The sequence below is a fragment of the Chryseobacterium sp. MA9 genome (assembly GCF_024399315.1).
Classification (GTDB): Bacteria; Bacteroidota; Bacteroidia; order Flavobacteriales; family Weeksellaceae; genus Chryseobacterium.
This window is the reverse complement of record NZ_CP075170.1, coordinates 4,353,214-4,372,809: the sequence shown is the minus strand read 5'-3', so window position 1 is coordinate 4,372,809 and position 19,596 is coordinate 4,353,214. Positions and strand designations below refer to the sequence as shown.

Annotated in this window: 19 protein-coding genes; 14 read left to right on the top strand and 5 right to left on the bottom strand. The window is 36.3% G+C overall.

What is annotated here, in order from left to right:
• Together KIK00_RS20060 and KIK00_RS20055 are read left to right on the top strand one after the other, a co-directional pair.
• A complete protein-coding gene (locus KIK00_RS20060) occupies positions 1 to 582 on the top strand; it encodes a TIGR00730 family Rossman fold protein (RefSeq protein WP_255814043.1) in 582 nt (193 codons plus the stop codon).
• A 163-nt stretch (positions 583 to 745) separates the two neighbouring features.
• On the top strand, positions 746 to 1,879 hold the full coding sequence (locus tag KIK00_RS20055) for a serine hydrolase (RefSeq protein ID WP_255814042.1): 1,134 nt from the start codon (positions 746 to 748) through the stop codon (positions 1,877 to 1,879).
• A gap of 57 nt (positions 1,880 to 1,936) precedes the next feature.
• Here the strand turns inward: KIK00_RS20055 and KIK00_RS20050 are convergent, their stop codons facing one another.
• Positions 1,937 to 2,266, bottom strand: coding sequence for a ferredoxin (locus KIK00_RS20050; protein ID WP_255814041.1), 330 nt, complete (start codon positions 2,264 to 2,266; stop codon positions 1,937 to 1,939).
• A gap of 12 nt (positions 2,267 to 2,278) precedes the next feature.
• Entirely contained in the window at positions 2,279 to 3,334 is a 1,056-nt protein-coding gene (locus KIK00_RS20045) for an NAD(P)/FAD-dependent oxidoreductase (RefSeq protein ID WP_047373677.1), read from the bottom strand.
• Positions 3,335 to 3,487: 153 nt separating this feature from the next.
• On the opposite strand from KIK00_RS20045, the gene KIK00_RS20040 reads away from it, so the two are divergent.
• Positions 3,488 to 4,258 carry a DUF3108 domain-containing protein gene (locus tag KIK00_RS20040; protein WP_255814040.1) on the top strand — a complete coding sequence of 257 codons (771 nt, stop codon included), beginning with the start codon at positions 3,488 to 3,490 and terminating at the stop codon, positions 4,256 to 4,258.
• Between the two features lie 278 nt (positions 4,259 to 4,536).
• Here the strand turns inward: KIK00_RS20040 and pheS are convergent, their stop codons facing one another.
• Both pheS and KIK00_RS20030 read right to left on the bottom strand, forming a co-directional pair.
• The gene (gene pheS / locus KIK00_RS20035) at positions 4,537 to 5,547 is read right to left on the bottom strand and encodes a phenylalanine--tRNA ligase subunit alpha (protein ID WP_047373674.1); all 1,011 of its coding nucleotides are present in this window, start codon (positions 5,545 to 5,547) and stop codon (positions 4,537 to 4,539) included.
• A 126-nt stretch (positions 5,548 to 5,673) separates the two neighbouring features.
• The gene (locus KIK00_RS20030) at positions 5,674 to 6,333 is read right to left on the bottom strand and encodes a YceI family protein (RefSeq protein WP_255814039.1); all 660 of its coding nucleotides are present in this window, start codon (positions 6,331 to 6,333) and stop codon (positions 5,674 to 5,676) included.
• 75 nt (positions 6,334 to 6,408) lie between these two features.
• Between KIK00_RS20030 and KIK00_RS20025 the strand changes: the two genes are divergently transcribed.
• The gene (locus KIK00_RS20025) at positions 6,409 to 7,344 is read left to right on the top strand and encodes a sulfate/molybdate ABC transporter ATP-binding protein (protein WP_255814038.1); all 936 of its coding nucleotides are present in this window, start codon (positions 6,409 to 6,411) and stop codon (positions 7,342 to 7,344) included.
• A gap of 289 nt (positions 7,345 to 7,633) precedes the next feature.
• Here KIK00_RS20025 and KIK00_RS20020 read toward each other — a convergent pair whose 3' ends face one another.
• Positions 7,634 to 7,978, bottom strand: coding sequence for a zinc ribbon domain-containing protein YjdM (locus KIK00_RS20020; RefSeq protein ID WP_223601198.1), 345 nt, complete (start codon positions 7,976 to 7,978; stop codon positions 7,634 to 7,636).
• A 329-nt stretch (positions 7,979 to 8,307) separates the two neighbouring features.
• On the opposite strand from KIK00_RS20020, the gene KIK00_RS20015 reads away from it, so the two are divergent.
• From KIK00_RS20015 to KIK00_RS19970, 10 genes are all read left to right on the top strand, one after another.
• Positions 8,308 to 9,513, top strand: coding sequence for an RsmB/NOP family class I SAM-dependent RNA methyltransferase (locus KIK00_RS20015; protein ID WP_047373670.1), 1,206 nt, complete (start codon positions 8,308 to 8,310; stop codon positions 9,511 to 9,513).
• Between the two features lie 186 nt (positions 9,514 to 9,699).
• Positions 9,700 to 11,367 carry a GLPGLI family protein gene (locus tag KIK00_RS20010; RefSeq protein ID WP_255814037.1) on the top strand — a complete coding sequence of 556 codons (1,668 nt, stop codon included), beginning with the start codon at positions 9,700 to 9,702 and terminating at the stop codon, positions 11,365 to 11,367.
• Between the two features lie 320 nt (positions 11,368 to 11,687).
• Entirely contained in the window at positions 11,688 to 13,355 is a 1,668-nt protein-coding gene (gene asnB / locus KIK00_RS20005; protein WP_255814036.1) for an asparagine synthase B, read from the top strand.
• A 294-nt stretch (positions 13,356 to 13,649) separates the two neighbouring features.
• Positions 13,650 to 14,492: a hypothetical protein gene (locus KIK00_RS20000; RefSeq protein WP_255814035.1), complete on the top strand. Its 843-nt coding sequence runs from the start codon at positions 13,650 to 13,652 to the stop codon at positions 14,490 to 14,492.
• A 138-nt stretch (positions 14,493 to 14,630) separates the two neighbouring features.
• Positions 14,631 to 16,034, top strand: coding sequence for an MFS transporter (locus KIK00_RS19995; RefSeq protein ID WP_255814034.1), 1,404 nt, complete (start codon positions 14,631 to 14,633; stop codon positions 16,032 to 16,034).
• 142 nt (positions 16,035 to 16,176) lie between these two features.
• Complete coding sequence (locus KIK00_RS19990) at positions 16,177 to 17,052, top strand: pirin family protein (protein ID WP_255814033.1); 876 nt, start codon at positions 16,177 to 16,179, stop codon at positions 17,050 to 17,052.
• Positions 17,053 to 17,194: 142 nt separating this feature from the next.
• Positions 17,195 to 17,506 (top strand): GNAT family N-acetyltransferase, encoded by a 312-nt coding sequence (locus KIK00_RS19985; protein ID WP_255814032.1) that lies wholly within the window; start codon positions 17,195 to 17,197, stop codon positions 17,504 to 17,506.
• A gap of 58 nt (positions 17,507 to 17,564) precedes the next feature.
• Positions 17,565 to 18,464 carry a pirin family protein gene (locus tag KIK00_RS19980; protein ID WP_077414039.1) on the top strand — a complete coding sequence of 300 codons (900 nt, stop codon included), beginning with the start codon at positions 17,565 to 17,567 and terminating at the stop codon, positions 18,462 to 18,464.
• A gap of 21 nt (positions 18,465 to 18,485) precedes the next feature.
• Positions 18,486 to 19,025, top strand: a complete 540-nt coding sequence (locus KIK00_RS19975; protein WP_255814031.1) for an NADPH-dependent FMN reductase — start codon at positions 18,486 to 18,488, stop codon at positions 19,023 to 19,025.
• Complete coding sequence (locus KIK00_RS19970; RefSeq protein ID WP_255814030.1) at positions 19,018 to 19,596, top strand: TMEM175 family protein; 579 nt, start codon at positions 19,018 to 19,020, stop codon at positions 19,594 to 19,596. The genes KIK00_RS19975 and KIK00_RS19970 overlap by 8 nt, the downstream gene beginning before the upstream one ends.

Here is a 19,596-nt window from a genome sequence, read left to right as displayed (position 1 = left end):
ATGAAAAGTATCACCGTATTCTGCGGCTCAAGCTTTGGCACAGATAAAATTTATGAAGAACAGGCATTCCTGCTTGGGCAAACCCTAGCAAAAGAAAATATGCAACTGGTTTATGGCGGCTCGGAAACCGGCTTAATGGGAACGGTAGCTAATGGAACTTTAAGTGAAAAAGGTAAGGTAATAGGAGTTCTGCCCCAATTTTTACAATCCAAAGAAATTGCCCACAAAAATCTGACAGAGCTCATCATTGTGGAAACCATGCATGAAAGAAAGACCAAAATGAATGAACTTTGTGACGGAGTCATTGTTCTGCCAGGCGGTTATGGAACACTGGAAGAACTTTTCGAGATGATCACATGGGCGCAGCTTGGCCTTCACAAAAAGCCTATCGGGATTCTGAATATTGACGGGTTTTATGATGACCTGATCAAACTGGTTCAGACTATGGTGGACAAAGGATTTTTAAAGCAAATAAACAGTGATATGCTGCTGATCAGTAATACGATTGATGAACTGCTGGAAAAGATGAGAAATTATCAGGCTCCTACGGTTGGAAAGTGGATTTCTAAGGAAGAGATTTAATAAGAAAAAGAGGTATTCATGAATATCTCTTTTTTATTGAAAAAAAACAAATAAAAGACTAATTTTATCCCAATATTCAGAACTATTTTAATTGATAAACAGTCCGCTGAATACCAGAAAAGACGTTCTGAAATACATCTGCAACATCACAATAATCTGATATATGAAAACAATTACAAATTTCTTTTGTCTGGCATTATTTCTCAGTTTCTTTTGGAGTTTTTCACAGAATCAAAATATTCTGCAGGATAGAAATACCATAAAAACAGACAATCCATTAAAATCAGAACTTGATCTGGAAGTAGATCAATATGTAAAAAAATACTACGAAGACCCAAAAGCGGTAGGACTTTCTATTGGAATCACAATAAAAGGCAAAGATTATTACTACAATTATGGACAGTTAGAATATGGAAAACAAGTGCTTCCCAATAATAAAACCATCTATGAAATAGGTTCCATTACCAAAACATTTACGGGAATTCTCACTGCCCAGGCCATTTTAGATAAAAAAATAAGAACAGATGATGATATCTGGAAATACCTTCCTGAGAAGTATCCTAATTTACAATATAATAATCATCCTATTAAAATAATACACCTGGCCAACCATACTTCAAGAATTACAAGAATTTTTCCTAATCTTTATGAAAGACAGGACTATATAGAACTTAATCCATTTAGCAACTACTCTAAAAAAATGTTCTACGAAGGACTGAAAAATATGAAAATGGATACGCTTCCAGGCGTAAAATATACGTATTCTAATATGGCCGTGAATTTATTAGGATATATTCTTGAGGATGTTTATCATGAAAACTATTTTTCATTGGTAAGAAAATATATTCTAAAACCGCTGCAAATGAACAGTACAACTGTAAGCCTTGAGGACGCTGACAAAAATAACATTGCCAAAGCCCATAACAATAACAGAGAGGTAACACCCTATTGGGACTTCTCTGAATTGGTAGCCACGGGAGAATTAAGATCAAACACCAACGATATGATTAAATATATCAAAGCCAATATTGCCGAAAAACAATTGAATATTTCATTATCTCATAAGTATACATTTGAAGGAGAAGAAGGCTCTCTGGGGCTCAATTGGTTCTTTCACACCACTAAAAACGGAAATATAATGTATGAGCATACCGGTGGAACAGGTGGATCAAGAAGTTCTCTGGAATTCTTTCCGGGGCTTCAGTCAGGGTTTATTATTTTAACCAATAATCTTGCTAACAGAAAAATCTTAGAAAAGGATCTGTCTGCGTTTGTTGAAAAAATATCTTCAAAATAAATAAAAACCCGTCCGGAAAATCCAGACGGGTTTCTTATTAAGATAAAAAAATATTTTCTAAGGATAAGGAGCAATTTCCACTTCGAGCCCTTCCATGGCATCGGCAATATGCAGCTGACATCCTAATCTGCTGTTATCTTTCACGTGGAAAGCTTCACCCAACATTGCATCTTCTTCATCTCCCATTGGTTCCAGACCAGGATCATTAATTACATATACCTGGCATGAAGCACACATTGCCATTCCTCCACATACCCCAATAGTACCTTCTTCTGCCAATTCATAGGAACGGATAATTTCCATTAAGTTCATGGACATATCCGTAGGAGCTACGACATCATGGGTTATCCCTTCTCTGTCGGTAATTTTAATATTAACATCTGACATAATTCTGCAAAATTAGTCAATTTTTTTCACAACTGCCTTCTCTGCTTCTTTACGGCTTCCATCGAATCCGTCAACACCACTTACCGTTGTATATTTCAATACGAATTTTTTACCCGGGTTCAATCTGTTGTAAACACTCTGACACATCAAAGTAGCCTCATGGAAACCACAAAGAATTAATTTCAGTTTTCCAGGATATGTGTTGATATCTCCGATTGCGTAGATACCATCAATGTTCGTCTGATAATCTAAGGCATTATTTACAACGATTGCATTCTTTTCGATATTTAATCCCCAGTTTCCGATCTCCCCTAGTTTTGGAGTCAACCCGAATAATGGAATAAAATAATCTGTTTCAATATCGTAAGCTTCCTCACCGTCTACTTGTACCGTAATCGCTTCTACTTTTCCATCACCTTTAATAGCTGTAACTTCAGCTGGAGTGATTAATTTGATCTTTCCTTGATTCTTCAGATCCTGAACTTTTTCCACAGAATCCAAAGCTCCTCTAAATTCATTTCTTCTGTGAATCAATGTAACTTCGCTTGCAACATTTGACAAGAAAACACTCCAGTCAAGAGCAGAATCACCACCTCCGGCAATCACTACTTTTTTATTTCTGAAATGCTCAGGCTCTTTCACAAAGTACTCAAGACCTTTTTCTTCATAATCTGCAATATTATCCATTGTAGGTTTTCTTGGTTCGAAAGTACCCAAACCACCAGCAATGGCAATAGCTTTACATCTGTGAACAGTTCCTTTGTTAGTAATTACTTCAAACCACTCATCATCCACTTTAGTATAAGAGACAGCTGTTTCTCCCAAAGTAAAACCAGGCTGAAACTGCTTGATCTGTTCCATCAAATTATCTACCAATTCTCCAGCATTCACTGAAGGATAACCCGGAATATCGAAGATAGGTTTTTTAGGATAAAGTTCCGCCAACTGCCCTCCCGGCTGTGGAAGCGCATCAATAATATGGCACTTCATTTTTAACAAACCAGCTTCAAAAACTGCAAAAAGTCCTGTAGGTCCCGCACCTATGATCAATATATCTGTGGTTATCATAATATTTAAGATAATTTAATTATACATGTAACTGCAAATTTACTAATTTTAATGCGAAGCATATTTAATTGATTCTAAATAAAAACCTGAGATTTGTCAAATATCTATCATTTAAGATTTTAAATTTGGCAATGTTTTTGTAAATGTCTTGTTATGAAGAAAATTTTAAACCTTTTTGCAGTATTTATATTCTTTTTAGGCTCGGCCCAGATTGATAACATCGCAGACGGCGAATCTATCACTCTCAGAATACATTACGGCTTCCTTAATGCAGGAACAGCAAACCTTACTACAAAACAGACCAATTACAAAGGAATACCCCATCTGTATGTAAAAGGAACAGGGCAGACTACCGGCGCCGTAAAAGCATTCTTCAAAGTGGAAGATTTATATGAAAGTTTCATCAATACCCAAACGGGATTACCAAGTTTTTATGTAAGAAATGTACGTGAAGGAAGCTATCGCCAACATTTTGAAACGGTTTTTAATCACGATAACAATACATTAATTTTAACAGATAAAAAGACTCCAGCTAATGGTTCTAAAGTTTTAAAATCAGTAAAAGGAGTTCAGGATATGCTTTCTTGTTTTTACTATTTAAGAAGTAAAAGCCCGGATGAATTGAAAGTGGGAACAGTAATCAATATGAACGTATGGATTGATGATGAGATGTTTCCATTTCAGTTAAAAGTAACAGGAACAGAAAACTTAAAGACAAAGTTCGGCACCATTAATTGTTTGAAAATTATCCCTTCGGTAAAAAGCGGAAGAGTGTTTAAAGAAAAAGAAGGTGTAACCATGTGGGTTTCCAATGATGCCAATCATATCCCAATGCTGTTGAAAGCTGAACTGGCAGTAGGTTCATTGAAAGCCAGTATTGATGATTATAAAAATGTGAAATTTCCTTTAAAGTTTAGTAAATAACAATCATCATTTTTTTAAAAATACAGCCTGTAAATTTTACAGGCTTTTTTATGTTCAATGTAATATAATGTTAACATTGATTGTCTTAATTATAGAGGCAGACAAAGAGCTGCAGCATGTCAATACTTCAAGAGGTACCTATCGGATTTGAACCGAAGTATGGACATAAGGAACAGACACGTGTAAATTTTTCAATAAGATCAGTTTTTAATTACGTTTTGTTTCTTAGGTCAGTAATTAAAAACAAAAAACCTCCGGAGCTCCGGAGGTTTGATTTTTTATAGTGTTTTGAACTGTTCCAGTGTTCTGATATCGTTCTCAAAGAACATTCTGATGTCACTCATCTGGTAAAGAAGCATTGTAATTCTTTCAATTCCCATTCCGAATGCATATCCTGAATATTTCTCAGAATCAATATTCACATTTTTCAGTACGGCAGGGTCTACCATTCCACATCCCATAATTTCCAGCCATCCTGTTCCTTTCGTAATTCTGTAATCTGTTTCAGAGTTTAATCCCCAATACACATCAATTTCAGCACTTGGCTCTGTGAACGGGAAAAATGAAGGTCTCATTCTGATCTTAGATTTTCCGAAAAGTTCAGTAGTAAAGAACTGAATGGTTTGTTTTAAATCTGCAAAGCTTACATTCTCGTCAATATACAATCCCTCAATCTGGTGGAAAATACAGTGAGAACGTGAAGAGATTGCTTCATTTCTGAAAACCCTTCCCGGAGATAAAATTCTGATTGGCGGCTGGTTTTCTTCCATAAAACGAGTCTGTACGGAAGAAGTGTGTGTTCTCAAAAGAATATCAGGATTCTGCTCAATAAAGAATGTATCCTGCATATCTCTTGCCGGGTGATATTCCGGAAGATTAAGCGCCGTAAAGTTATGCCAGTCATCTTCAATCTCTGGTCCGTCTGCTACTGCAAAACCAATAGATTTGAAGATTTCAATAATTCTGTTTTTTACCAGATTAATCGGGTGTCTTGAACCCAATTCCAATGGAAATGCAGGCCTTGTAAGATCTTCTTTTTCTACGACAATAGAAGATTCAGAAGAGTTTTTCAAATCTTCCAATTTTACAGCAACTGCTTGCTTCAAAGTATTGATCTTCTGTCCGAATTCTTTCTTTTGGTCGTTAGGGACTTCTTTAAATTTTTCAAAAAAATCATTAAGAACCCCTTTTTTACCGTTGTACTTGATTCGGAAGTTTTCGATATCTTCCTTAGAGGTAGCATTGAAGCCATTTACTTCGACCAGTAATTCTTCTATCTTTTCTATCATTGTTTTACCCTTTCAAAATGTTTTGCAAAAATACGATTTTAAGTTGAATAATAAGTCCGTCAAAAAAAAATCTGCCTCTTTTTCGGGAGGCAGACTTCAATCACTTATTTCACTTAAATAAAAAAATTATTTCTTTTCTAAAGCTTTAACGTTGATCTGAAGAGTCACCTCGTCTTTAATCACACCGTTTTCAGCAGGAGCCTGGAACTTTACACCAAACTCTTCTCTCTTGATATCTTTCGGTTCAGTAGCTACACTTACTACTCCATCTTTCACAGAAACATTAGCTTTAAACTGAACGGTTTTTGTAATTCCTTTAATCGTTAAATTACCATCCAAAAGAGTATTGTAATCACCTTCTGTGGCCGGAGTAACTTTTGTAATCTCATAAGAAGCTGTTGGAAATTTTTCAACTTCAAAGAAATCACCGCTCTTCAGGTGGCCATTTAATTTTCCTAAATCTTCCGGACTGTCTTTCAAATCCACAGAAGTTAATGAGTTCATATCAGCAACGAATTTTCCGCTTTCCAGTTTTCCGTCTTTCACCGTCACATCTCCACTTTCAAACCTGATTATTCCAAAATGGCTCGTATTTTCAGATTTAAATACTTTATATCCCTTCCATTCAACCTTACTGTTTAGCGTATCCAAAGTGAACTGGCTACCTTCTTTAGTAGTTGTCACCTCATTACTCTCACTGGTAAGCGGTTTATCTTTTTTACAAGAAACCATTACAGCAGCAACGAATAAAGCAGGAATCGCTATCGAAAACAGTTTTTTTCTCATTTTTGATTTATTTTTATTAGTTCCGCTAATATAATAAAAAAAATTATGTTTTCATAAAAACCTTACATTTGTAATATGCTATTAGAAATAAACAATTTATTTTTCTCTCACAACAAAGAAAATCCCCTGTTTCAGAACCTTAATCTAAGGTTTGAAGAAAACAGAATTATAGCTCTTGCCGGTGAAAGCGGATGTGGAAAATCCACTCTTCTCAGCCTGATTTATGGTCTTCTTGATTGGGAAAGCGGAGAAATTATTTTTAACGGAACAAAGCTTTTGGGACCGAAAGGAAATCTTGTTCCCGGAGAGCCGGAAATGAAATTCGTGGCACAGAATTTTGATCTTATGCCTTACGCTACCGTTGCTGAAAACGTAGGAAAATTTATTTCTAATATCAATTTAAAACAAAAAAAAGAAACCGTAACGGAACTTCTGGAAGTGGTAGGTCTTCAGGAATTTGCCAATGTGCTTCCCAAATATTTAAGTGGCGGGCAACAACAGAGAGTGGCTATTGCCAGAGCATTGTCTGTGCTTCCAAAGCTCCTGATTTTAGACGAACCATTCAGTAACCTGGATTTTCCGAGAAAAATTGAGCTTAGAGAAAGACTTTTCAGATATGTAAAGCAGCATGGAGTTTCTTTGATCATCTCTACTCACGAACTCCAGGACATTATGCCATGGCTGGATCAGATTGTTATTCTTCAGGACGGAAGACTGATTCAGAATGACAGTCCGGAAGAAACCTACAAACACCCTTACAACTCTTATGTTGCGAAATTATTCGGAGAAGTGAATATTTTCAGTGAAACCGAAGCCGAAGATTTTCAGCTTCCCCAATTCTCCTATTATCCTAAAGAAATCAAAATCACAGAAACCGGTCTCGAAGCCGAAGTTCTGGAAAGCAGATTTGCAGGAAATTATTATTGGAATAAGCTAAGAACAAAGGAAAAAGAACTTGTAGTTTATACGGATGAGAGAATATCCGGGTCTATAAATATTTCATTTATTTAAAGGCAAAAAAGGTAAGATCATTATTATAAACGGGACATTTTCCCTTTTCTCTATGCTTCATATAACTTATACATTTACTTACACTTATCTATAAAAAAATACAAACATAAGAATTGGTTATTCAAACTTTTTCTTACATTTGTACTTCCAAAGCTTAAGGAAATTTTTGGTTATTTCTCTTTCTGCCTTCCAGACGGACATTAGCAATCTTGCAATTAAGTCTTAGAAAGATTACACTGTCCAATTTTTTCCTTTTCTTATTTTTAGAGTATAAGAAAACAGCATTTTCTTACGCCTTCTTTACAAACTCTGATTTAAGAGCCATTGCCCCGAAACCATCAATTTTGCAGTCAATATTGTGATCACTTCCTGGTCTCAGACGGATATTCTTCACTTTGGTTCCAGCTTTCACCGGTTTTGGCGCCCCTTTTACAGGAAGATCTTTTACTACGACTACAGAATCTCCATCCTGAAGTTCATTTCCGTTTGAATCCAATATTTTCCCTTCATTTGCTGCTTCAGAAGCTACTTCTGCAGGGTCCCATTCGTAGAAACACTGGGAACATACCATCATATTATCACTCGGGTAAGTAAACTCCGAGCTGCATTTTGGACAAAGTACTGTATCACTCATATTTTTATTTTTTGCAAAGGTAGAGCTTTTTGGAGGTTGAAGTCAAGAGGGAATAGCAGGACTGGCAATAAGTCAATTTTTGCTTCGCAAAGTGAATGGTGAATGAGCAACCTTTCATTAGAAAATTTCTCTGTCATAATATCTTGATTATTCATAATCTCGGACCTCGGACCTCACACTATGCAACCCAAATAAAAAAATTAACACTCGAAGCGGATTGACCATCCACGATCCACCACCACTCCTCCTATTCTCAAACTCTCTCACCCAAATCCTCAACTCTCAATTAAAAGTCGTATTTTTGCAGATTCAAACAGCGAAGCAAACTTATGGAACTTATTCACAGAAACTTGGCAATCGGAATTCACGATGCCTTACAGGAGACATTTTTTGAGAAAAACAAATATGCAGATAAAGTTATTGAAAGACTTTTGAAAGCAAACAGAAAATGGGGAAGCCAGGACAGAGCCGTTGTTTCTGAAATTTTTTACAATATTATCCGTTGGAAAAAACGCCTTGAATACTATATGGGTGAAGGTGTGAAACCCAACAATATCTACAAACTGATCATTGCATATTTACTTTGGAGTAAAACCAATTATAAAAAATTTGAAGAATTTGACGGAATCAAAATTGCCGACATTCTTACCAAGCTTAAAAAGAATACAGTTCCTACAAAAGCAATAGAACATTCTATTCCTGAATGGCTTGCTGAAACTCTTGAAAAAGAACTTGGAGCCAAATGGGAAAGAGAAATGACTGCTTTGAATGAGCAGGCACCCACCGTTTTAAGAGCAAATTCTTTAAGAACAACAACAAGGGAACTTATTTCTGACCTTTCTGATGAGGGTGTTGTTGCTTTCCCTATTAAGAATTATCCTGATGCTGTTCAGTTGGAAGAGAAGAAAAATGTTTTTCTTACAACAGCTTTTAAAGAAGGATTATTTGAAGTTCAGGATGCTTCTTCTCAAAAGATCGGTTATTTCCTTGATGTACAGGAAGGACAAAGAGTAGTAGATGCATGTGCCGGTGCGGGAGGAAAGACACTTCACTTGGCAGCATTAATGAAAAACAAAGGTCAGATTGTTGCCCTGGATATTTTCGAGTGGAAACTTGCCGAATTGAAGCGTCGTGCCAAAAGAGCCGGAGCTCACAATATTGAAACCCGTATGATTGCCGATAATAAAGTAATCAAACGTCTTCATGAAAAAGCTGACAGACTTTTGATTGATGCACCATGTTCTGGTCTTGGAGTTTTAAAAAGAAACCCGGACAGTAAGTGGAAAATTGATCAGGACTTTATTGACAGAATTAAAAAAGAACAACAGCAAATCCTTCAGGACTATTCTAAAATGCTTAAAAAGGGAGGGAAAATGGTGTACGCAACATGTTCCATCCTTCCATCTGAAAATAATCTGCAGGTAGATGAATTCATCAAAAACAATCCCGGATTCAAAATGATTAAGGATGAAAAAGTAATGCCTAGTGAAGGTTATGACGGATTCTACATGGCTTTGATTGAGAGAATTTCTTAATCTAAACCCAACTACAATACATAAAACTACTCTATTTTCTGGAGTAGTTTTTTTTTGTTTAAAATCTTTTCTAAAAAGTGTAACATTTTTTGTAACATTTAAAGCATATTGTCTACTAACTGTATAGCTTAAACCGTTTTGATGCTGTGGAAACTTTAGAATAACTTTGCAGCAAACTCATTTTTTATGCATACAAGAACTGTTTTCAATTTCCTGACCGTCTTCTTATACTGTCTGTTTTCTGCACAGACCTATGAAATTCAGTATACCAGTTCATATAACGGAAAAACAACTGCTGACCAACCCTCCACCATCATTTGGGTTAATGAGAAAGAAAATTATATTCTCAACAGTACCATCAAAGCGCAAAAGAGCAGCTTCCCTTACGAAATCACTAAGGTAGAAAAGCCATCAAATACTATTGTTTCGTATGCTTTTTTAAAACCTGAATCCATTATTTCAACATCAGATGCCGAGTCTGTAGGAAAACAGGATTTTGAACTTACCAATGAAACTAAAAAAATTTTAGGATACAACTGTAAAAAGGCTGTAACAAAGGTCAACTCAAACACCATTGAAATCTGGTATACAAATGATCTGAAACTAAAAGGTGGCCCTTCTGTTTTAGGACAGAATTTAGGGCTGGTTCTGGAAGTCGAAAGAAATAAAAATTCCTTAATTACGGCCAGTTCGATTAAAAAAATCAAGAATACAGGAATTGAAAATATTGTAAAAGGAAACATACAGACAACGGATCAGTTGGGATATAAAGATTTGCTTTGGAAAAGCAGATTTACTACGCTGAATGTTTTTGAAAATGAAACCATCAATTTCTCTGATGCCTCAAAATCTGATGACCAGATAAAAAGATATGCCAACGGAACCATCATTCTTAAAAAAGTAAAATTCCCTGCGATTACAGAAGGAGAAAATATTTTTGTAGAACTGAAACAACAGTCGAACGGAGACGCCTATGACAGAACCGGAACTGTATTTTTCATTCCTCAGGATAAAGAAAAATCTTTTTTTGATGGATTGGAAAAGGGAGCAAAAACACTTCCTGTCTACGAAAATGGAAACGGAAAGCAATATTACGGAGTAACAACCACGGACAGCTATAGTCCTGCCGTGGAAATGATGAGATTCTTTACCGCTTTTGGAATCCAGAAGTTTAATCACATTCAGCTTAAAGGAAAAAACTGGCAGACCATCAACCCTTACCGACAAGATATCACAGAGCTAAAACCTGCATTATCAGGAAAAGAACTTTGGATAGGTACATTTATTGGCAACTATGACAAAGGAGGACATAAAGTGAGTCTTGATATCACCATTCACAAGAGTGATCAGGCAGTTAATAAAAATAATACAGCGATACCATTATTCAATACTTTAAATATTATGGAAATGGCCGGACAGGACTACTCAACAATGTTCAATCAGGATAAAGGGCTTCTCGTTAATTTCACTTTGAATAAAGATTTAAAAAACGCTCAGCTAAGATATACCACTACCGGACATGGAGGTTGGGAAAATGGGGATGAATTTGTTCCTAAGGCCAATTCTATTTTTGTTGATGGAAATCTGATATTTTCATTCACCCCATGGAGAACAGACTGCGGTTCATACCGTTTGTACAATCCGGCTTCAGGAAATTTTCAGGACGGACTTTCTTCATCAGATCTCAGCAGATCAAACTGGTGCCCGGGAACGGTTACCAATCCTAACTTCATTCCTCTTGGAGACTTGAAAGCAGGAAAACATACAGTTCAGATAAAAATTCCTCAGGGAGCTTCCGAAGGCTCAAGTTTCAGCTCATGGAATGTTTCGGGAACGTTACTTGGAGTACAATAAAAACAAAACCTTCTTGCATGAGAATTGCAAGAAGGTAAAAACACAAATGATGAAAAAAAATTATTTCGAGCCACAAAGTAAGGGTTAAAATTCATATAATTAATTACCATAGATTAATAAATATGTCATTTTTATTTTGTATGAACAAATCATCAATTTTGGCTCAACGAAAAAAATTAATCAAAAACATGTTAATTTCAATAAATAATTAAAATTTTTAATTTTAAAACACTTATTAATTAAAAATTTTCGTTTTTAAATATTTTTCATTGTTATTTATAAACATCCCTTCTACTTTTGTTCCATAAATAATAAAAATCATGTGTGGAATTGTATGTTTATTTGATGCCAAACAGAAAACTGAAGTATTAAGACCTCAGGTTTTGGAAATGTCAAAAAAAATCCGTCACAGAGGACCGGATTGGAGCGGAGTTTTTCAGGACGAAAAAGTAATTTTTTCTCACGAAAGACTTGCCATTGTAGATCCTACTTCTGGTAAACAACCTTTATTTACAAAAGACGGAAAAGTAGTATTAGCCGTAAACGGTGAAATCTACAACCATAGAGAATTAAAAGAAGAATTTCCTGATTATGAGTTTCAGACTCAGTCTGACTGCGAGGTAATCCTTGCACTTTACAGAAAGTACGGAAAAGATTTCGTTGAAAAACTGAACGGGATTTTCGCATTCGCATTATACGACACTGAAAACGATATCTACCTTATTGCCCGTGATCATATGGGAATCTGCCCTCTTTATCAAGGTTGGGATAAAAACGGAAACTATTATGTAGCTTCCGAATTGAAAGCCCTTGAAGGAGTATGTAAAAAAATAGAAACATTCTTACCGGGACATTTCGTTTACAGTCCGGACGGCGCTGAGCTTCAGCAATGGTATACAAGAAACTGGGACAGCTTTGATCAGGTGAAAGAAAATGAAACAGACATCGCAAAATTGAGAAAAGGTCTTGAGGATGCTGTTCACAGACAACTGATGAGTGATGTTCCTTATGGCGTACTTCTTTCCGGAGGTTTAGATTCATCAGTGATTTCAGCGATCACTGCAAAATTTGCCCGTCAGAGGATTGAAAGTGGAGATACACAGGAAGCCTGGTATCCAAGACTTCACAGTTTTGCTGTAGGACTTGTAGGTTCTCCAGATCTGGCTGCTGCACAAACAGCTGCAAAACACATCGGATCTGTTCATCATGAAGTTAACTTTACCGTTCAGGAAGGGCTGGATGCTGTGCGTGATGTAATTTACCACCTGGAAACCTATGATGTAACAACAATCAGGGCATCCACCCCAATGTATCTTCTCGCAAGAGTAATCAAGTCTATGGGGATAAAAATGGTACTTTCAGGAGAAGGTTCTGATGAATTATTCGGTGGCTATTTATATTTCCATAAAGCTCCCAATGCAAGAGAATTCCATGATGAAACAGTAAGAAAATTAGGTAAACTTCATCTTTACGACTGCTTAAGAGCCAACAAAGCGCTAATGAGCTGGGGAATTGAAGGCAGAGTACCTTTCCTTGACAAAGAATTTATGGATATTGCCATGACTCTTAACCCAAAAGATAAAATGATCAATATGGCTGAAGGGAAAATCGAAAAATGGGTATTGAGAAAAGCATTTGAAGACATTCTTCCTGATTCTATTGTTTGGAGACAGAAAGAACAGTTCTCAGATGGTGTTGGATATTCATGGATCGACACTTTAAAGGAAGTTGCTGAAAAAGAAGTGACGGATGAAATGATGGCTAATGCAAGATTCAGATTCCCGTTGAACACTCCTCAAAATAAGGAAGAATACCGATACAGAACTATTTTTGAAGAACATTTCCCAAGCGAAACAGCAGCGGCTACCGTACCATCTGTTCCATCTGTAGCATGCTCCACTCCTATCGCTTTAGAATGGGATGAAGCATTCAAAAAAATGAATGATCCGAGCGGAAGAGCAGTGAAGGTACATGAGACTTCATATTAGAAAAGGGATTGATTATGCTGCGCTTGTCAATTTGTTACGTGGTTAGAGTTGCGTGATTCGAGGTTATTAACAATCAATATAGAGAAGTTTTATAATCAGCAGTTAATCATTCACCATTCACTTTGCGAAGCAAAAATTGACTATTGCTATTTAATTTCATCACTTCAAACCCCTAACTTCCTCAGTTATAATTTATCAATCCTGTAGCAATACAGGATTTTCTTTTGAATTAACAATAACAATATGGCATAATTTAACTGACAATCCAAAATAATATCTAATAAATAATTATATTTGGAAAACGAAAATATCAATTATAAAAAAATGAGAAGAAACCTTACTGTTTTATTTGCCTTATTAGCCATAAGTTTTGCTTTTGGACAAGGAAAATATGGCAAATATCTGAATTCAAAGAAGCTTGCTTTGGCTTACAAGAGTGTGAAAGATCAAGATAAAGATGATTACTACCAACAATTCTACTGGCTTGTAAAAGCAGAGCAGCTAAAAACGTATCCTCACCTTAAAGATATAAAACCTGTCGTTTTATATGAATTTGTAAAATATGTAAACCCTCAGAATCCAACAAAAAAATTGGATGCCAGAGGCAAAGAGCTTAGAGCAACTGCAGAATTATCTTTGAATCAATATTTTAAAAATAAGAAATTTGAAAACAATTCTGTTTTGATGTATAATCTTGAAACTTATGTAGATCCTTTAAAGGGCCAGTATTATACTAAGGTTGATCCTGAGAAAATCAAGGAACTTGTACCGAAAGAATTGTTTGCTTTCAACTCTTTCAACAGAAATATGGGAGAAGAAAAGACTTACTACCTTTGGATTGACAAGAAAAAAGATGATTTGAATATTGTAGATATCATTCCTAACGAAAAAGAAGACAAAGCTTTCTACGCAAGACTGAAACAATATCTTCCAAGCTATAAGTTTTCAAAATATGTTCCTAGTGTAAAAAAAGGAAACAAATCTGATAAAACAGATATCGAATATTATTACATCATGCCGTTCGAGCAGAACACTGATAACATCGAATACAAAACAAAGGATTTTAAAACTTTCACTTTAAGCCAGTATAGAAAAGCCGGTGATGAATGGAAGGGAGTAGAAAAACCTAGAAAATAAATCAAAAAGTCCTGTGAAATCTCACAGGACTTTTTTAATTTTATATGGATTTCTTTATCTAAGGATCAAACCGCTTAAAGCAAGCAGTTATTCAAATCAAATAAGTTTGGGAATTTTTTACGACCCAGCCGATACAAAATGACAGAAGCAAATACATCACAGACATCCATAAAAAAAATACTTCCCTTAATTCTGGCCACTGCTATTTTTATGCAGATGCTGGATTCCACAATCCTTAACACTTCCCTGCCCGCTATTGCAAAAGACCTGCACGAGTCTCCGCTTAATATGCAGAACGCAATTATCAGTTATGTTCTTACATTAGCTGTTTTCATGCCAGCCAGCGGATTTTTGGCAGACCGGTTCGGGACCAAAAAAGTATTTATATTTTCGTTGGTATTGTTCAGTCTGGGCTCTCTGTTTTGTTCCATGTCTCAAAATCTTACTCATTTAGTAATTTCAAGAGTCATCCAGGGAGTTGGTGGAAGTTTAATGACTCCCGTTGGAAAGCTGGCATTAATCAAAACGTTTGATAAAAGTGAGTTACTTAAAGCGATGAACTTTGCCATTATTCCGGCACTTATTGGGCCCGTACTTGGGCCTTTAGTGGGTGGTTATATGGTAGATTATCTTTCATGGCACTGGATATTTCTGATCAATATTCCGATCGGTGTTTTGGGAATTCTTTTAGGATTAAAATTTATGCCTAACTATAAATCCAATGATGTAGATTTTGATTTAAAAGGCTTTTTAATTTTTGCAGCCGCCTCTCTCCTGCTTTCGGTTTCACTGGAACTTTTTGGAGATATGCAAAATATCACTCCTGTTTTACTTGTATTTATCATGGGCTTCCTGTTCCTGTATTATTATTACAAACATGCAAAAAGAGGAGGAAATCCTATCTTTCCATTAAACCTTTTTCAGGTAAGAACTTTCCGGGTAGGTATTGTGGGAAACCTCGCCACCAGATTAGGAATAAGCTCAGTTCCTCTACTGCTTCCATTGATGATTCAGATTGCCTACAAACAGTCTGCAGTAACTTCCGGATGGATTATTGCGCCTATGGCTTTAACTGCTATCTTCGGGAAATCATATGTGATTAAAATTTTAGATAAATATGGCTACCGTCAGACTTTAATGATAAATACGTTCATCATCGGAACACTGATCTGCCTTCTTGCCATTCCTGATATTCACACTTCTCTGTATTGGTTTGTTCCAATCATCGCAGTATTGGGTTTTTTCAACTCTATCCAGTTTACTTCCATGAACACGATTTCCATTGCTGACCTTCGAAACTTTCAGACGAGCAGCGGAAACTCCTTACTCTCCGTCAATCAACAATTAGCGATCGGTTTCGGAATTGCATTTGGACTGATTGTTTTAAAGCTGTTTGAAAATACAGATCTGATCAAAGGAGAAATTCACAATGCCTTTCGACTTACATTTCTCATGGTAGGAATATTAACGATTTTATCAGGATTTGTTTTCAGAAGACTGCACATTTCGGATGGAAAGAATATGAAATCGAAGGAAGATTAAATACACAAAAAGATGAAACTTCAAAGGACAAATATACAGTTTCACTCTTTACACTTCGTCTTTTCACCTTCTACGAACTTAACACAGATCAATGCTTTTCGCATATAACTATGGTAATTTTGTTTACATAATCAACAATGTGATGGCAACTAAAAAAATAGAAATCGTAGTATCTCCAAGACCTGCACACTTTGTAGGCGATGGATTCAGGGTTCACAATTTCATTCCGGGAGTACCTGGATTGGATATGAAAAGAATGGACCCGTTTATTATGCTTGATTACAATTCAAAATTTCATTTCAATGGTTCCGACAGACCAAGAGGAGTTGGAGTTCATCCGCACAGAGGTTTTGAAACAGTAACAATAGCGTATAGTGGAAAAGTAGAACATCATGACAGCGCTGGCGGCGGCGGCGTTATAGGAGAAGGTGACGTTCAATGGATGACCGCAGCAAAAGGAGTTCTTCATAAAGAATACCATGAAACGGCATGGGCAAAAGAAGGAGGGATTTTCCAGATGGTTCAGCTTTGGGTGAATCTTCCCGCAAAAGACAAAATGAGCTGCCCGAAATATCAAGCTATTGAAAACTCTAAAATGGAAAGAGTAGATTTAGGTGAAAATGGTTTCGTAGAAATAATTGCCGGCGAATATGACGGTCATAAAGGCCCTGCAAGTACTTTTACTCCGGTTCATATGATGAACGCCAAACTTAAAGCAGGTGGAAAAGCTGATTTTAATTTTCCGCCTCATTTCAATACCGCTGCTTTGGTTATTGAAGGAAGTATTATCATCAATGGTGAAGAAACGGTGAAGGCTGATCATTTTACATTGTTTAAAAATGAAGGTGAAACTTTCACTATTGAAGCAAAAGAAGACACTGTAGTTTTGATCATCAGCGGTGAGCCTATCAATGAACCTATCTATCCTCACGGCCCTTTTGTAATGAATTCCAGAGAGGAAATCATGCAAGCTTTTGAGGATTTCAATACCGGAAAGTTCGGATACCTGGAAGATTAAAAGAATTAAATTTATCTTAATCTTAGATAATTCCTTTTTTATTAACTTTATATAATAACAAACCTTCCTGGTTTTGACAACCTGGAAGGTTTAACTTTTAATTCTGTTTATTGAAGAAAACAGCCCCTTAATGCAAAATATTATGAAACCAGAATTTGAAAATATACCTCTCGTAAAAACCGAAAAAAGATTTAAAATAGAGTTCAACGGAAATTATGCATTTATAGATTACCGTGAGACAGCACATCAGATTGCTTTGGTACACACTGAGGCAGATCCTGAACTGGCGGGAACAGGTGCAGCAGCTGCTGTGGTAGAGAAAACCCTGAATTATATTGAAGAAAGCGGGAAAAAGCTTCTTCCATTCTGTCCTTATGTTTTTGCTTTTATCAGGAAGCATCCTGAATGGAAACGTATCGTAGATGAGAAATTTGAAGGATATGACAAGCTTTAAACCTTCAGCAGAATCACTCAGTTTATTTAAATAACATTAAAAAAAGTATCACATCATCATGTCAAATATTGGACTTATTATAGAAGAAAAAGCAGCAGATATCGGAAATTTCCTGGTAGGAAGACTTCTTCCTTTCCGTGAGAAAAGAGCAGTTGGCCCTTTCGTTTTTATCGACCACATGGGACCTTCAGAATTAAAGGATTACCAGAACCTTGATGTTCCTCCACATCCGCATATCGGTTTATCTACGTTAACTTATCTGCTGGAAGGCTCTATTTTCCACAGAGACAGCATTGGAAGTGCTCTTGAGATAAAACCGGGCGCTGTGAACTGGATGACTGCCGGAAAAGGAGTTGTACATTCAGAAAGAACTCCTGAATATTTAAGACACACAGATAAAAGACTTCACGGATTCCAGATCTGGGTAGGGCTTCCGAAGCACCTTGAACAGTCAGAACCTACGTTTCATCATATTGAAGCAGATGAGATTCCGGTTTGGGAAGAAGATGGTATTCAGTATAAATTAATTGCCGGTGAAGCATTTGGCAGAACATCTCCGGTTCCTGTACACAGCAAGTTATTTTTTATCGAAATAAAAACAAAAGAAGCTAAGAAAATAAGCATTGGAAAAGATCTGTATGGAGAAGCGGCAATGTATGTTCTGGATGGAACTGTTACCACAGAAGGAAATTCCTATGGTTCAAAACAGCTGATGATTGCTAAAGATACTAAGCTTTGCGAATTCGATATGAGCGAAAACGGAACAGTTTATCTTTTCGGAGGCGAGCCATTCGATGAAGAACGTTTTATCTTCTGGAATTTCGTTAATTCTGATAAGGAATTACTGGATCAGGCAAAAGTAAACTGGAATGACCAGAATCATGAAGCATTTCCTTTGGTTCCGGGCGATGAAAATGAATACGTTCCGCTTCCTAAGGCTATTTTAAACAGAAAATAATTTCAGTTCAGATTATCAAACATGAAAATATTAGCATTTGCCGGAAGTACATCTTCCACTTCTATCAACAGAGAACTGGTAAAATTTGTTCTGAAAGATTTTCAGGATGAGGAAATCAATCTGATTGACCTCAACAATTTTACTATGCCCGTTTTTTCTGTAGACCTTGAAAAGAAAGGTTTCCCGGATGAAGCTCATCAGTTTTTGAAAGCTATTGAAGAATGTGATGTGATTATCTGCTCCCTTGCGGAACACAACCGTTCTTACAGCTCAGCGTTTAAAAATCTTTTTGACTGGTCTTCAAGGATTAATGTAAAAGTGTTTCAGAATAAACCGATGCTTCTGATGAGCACCTCTCCAGGAGGCTATGGCGGCGGAAATGTAATGAATACGGCAAAAACATTTTTCCCACAGTTTGCAGCAGATATCAAGGATACTTTTTCACTGCCTAAGTTTTATGAAAATTTTGATATGGAAAGCGGAGTCATCAATCCGGATATGCTGAATGATCTGAAGGCTAAAATACAAAACTTTAAAAATCAGGTTAAAGCGAATGACTAAAGGAAGATTAGAGGCATTCAGTGATGGTGTCCTTGCTATTATTATCACCATTATGGTACTAGAATTGAAAGTACCGGAAGGAAATAGCTGGGCCAGTCTCAAACCTCTCCTTCCTAAGTTTCTGGCTTATATTTTCAGTTTTATTTATGTAGGAATCTACTGGAACAATCATCATCACTTGTTTCAGACAGTAAAAAGAGTAAATGGCAGCATTCTTTGGGCCAATCTCCATCTGCTCTTCTGGCTTTCTCTGATGCCTGTTGCTACGGAATGGATAGGAACCACCGGTTTTGCTAAAAATCCTGTAGCTGTGTATGGTATCGGACTCATTATGGCGGCAATTGCCTATACTATTCTGGAGCATGTCATTATCCGGTGCGAAGGAGAAGATTCAAAGCTGAAAGAAGCCATTCATTCAAAATATAAGGAATATATCTCTATTGTATTTTATGTTCTGGGAATCGCCACTTCATTTTTTTATCCTTATATTGCCATAGGTTTTTATTATATCGTGGCTCTCATATGGCTGATTCCGGACAGAAGAATCGAAAAATCATTAAAAGAAAATTGA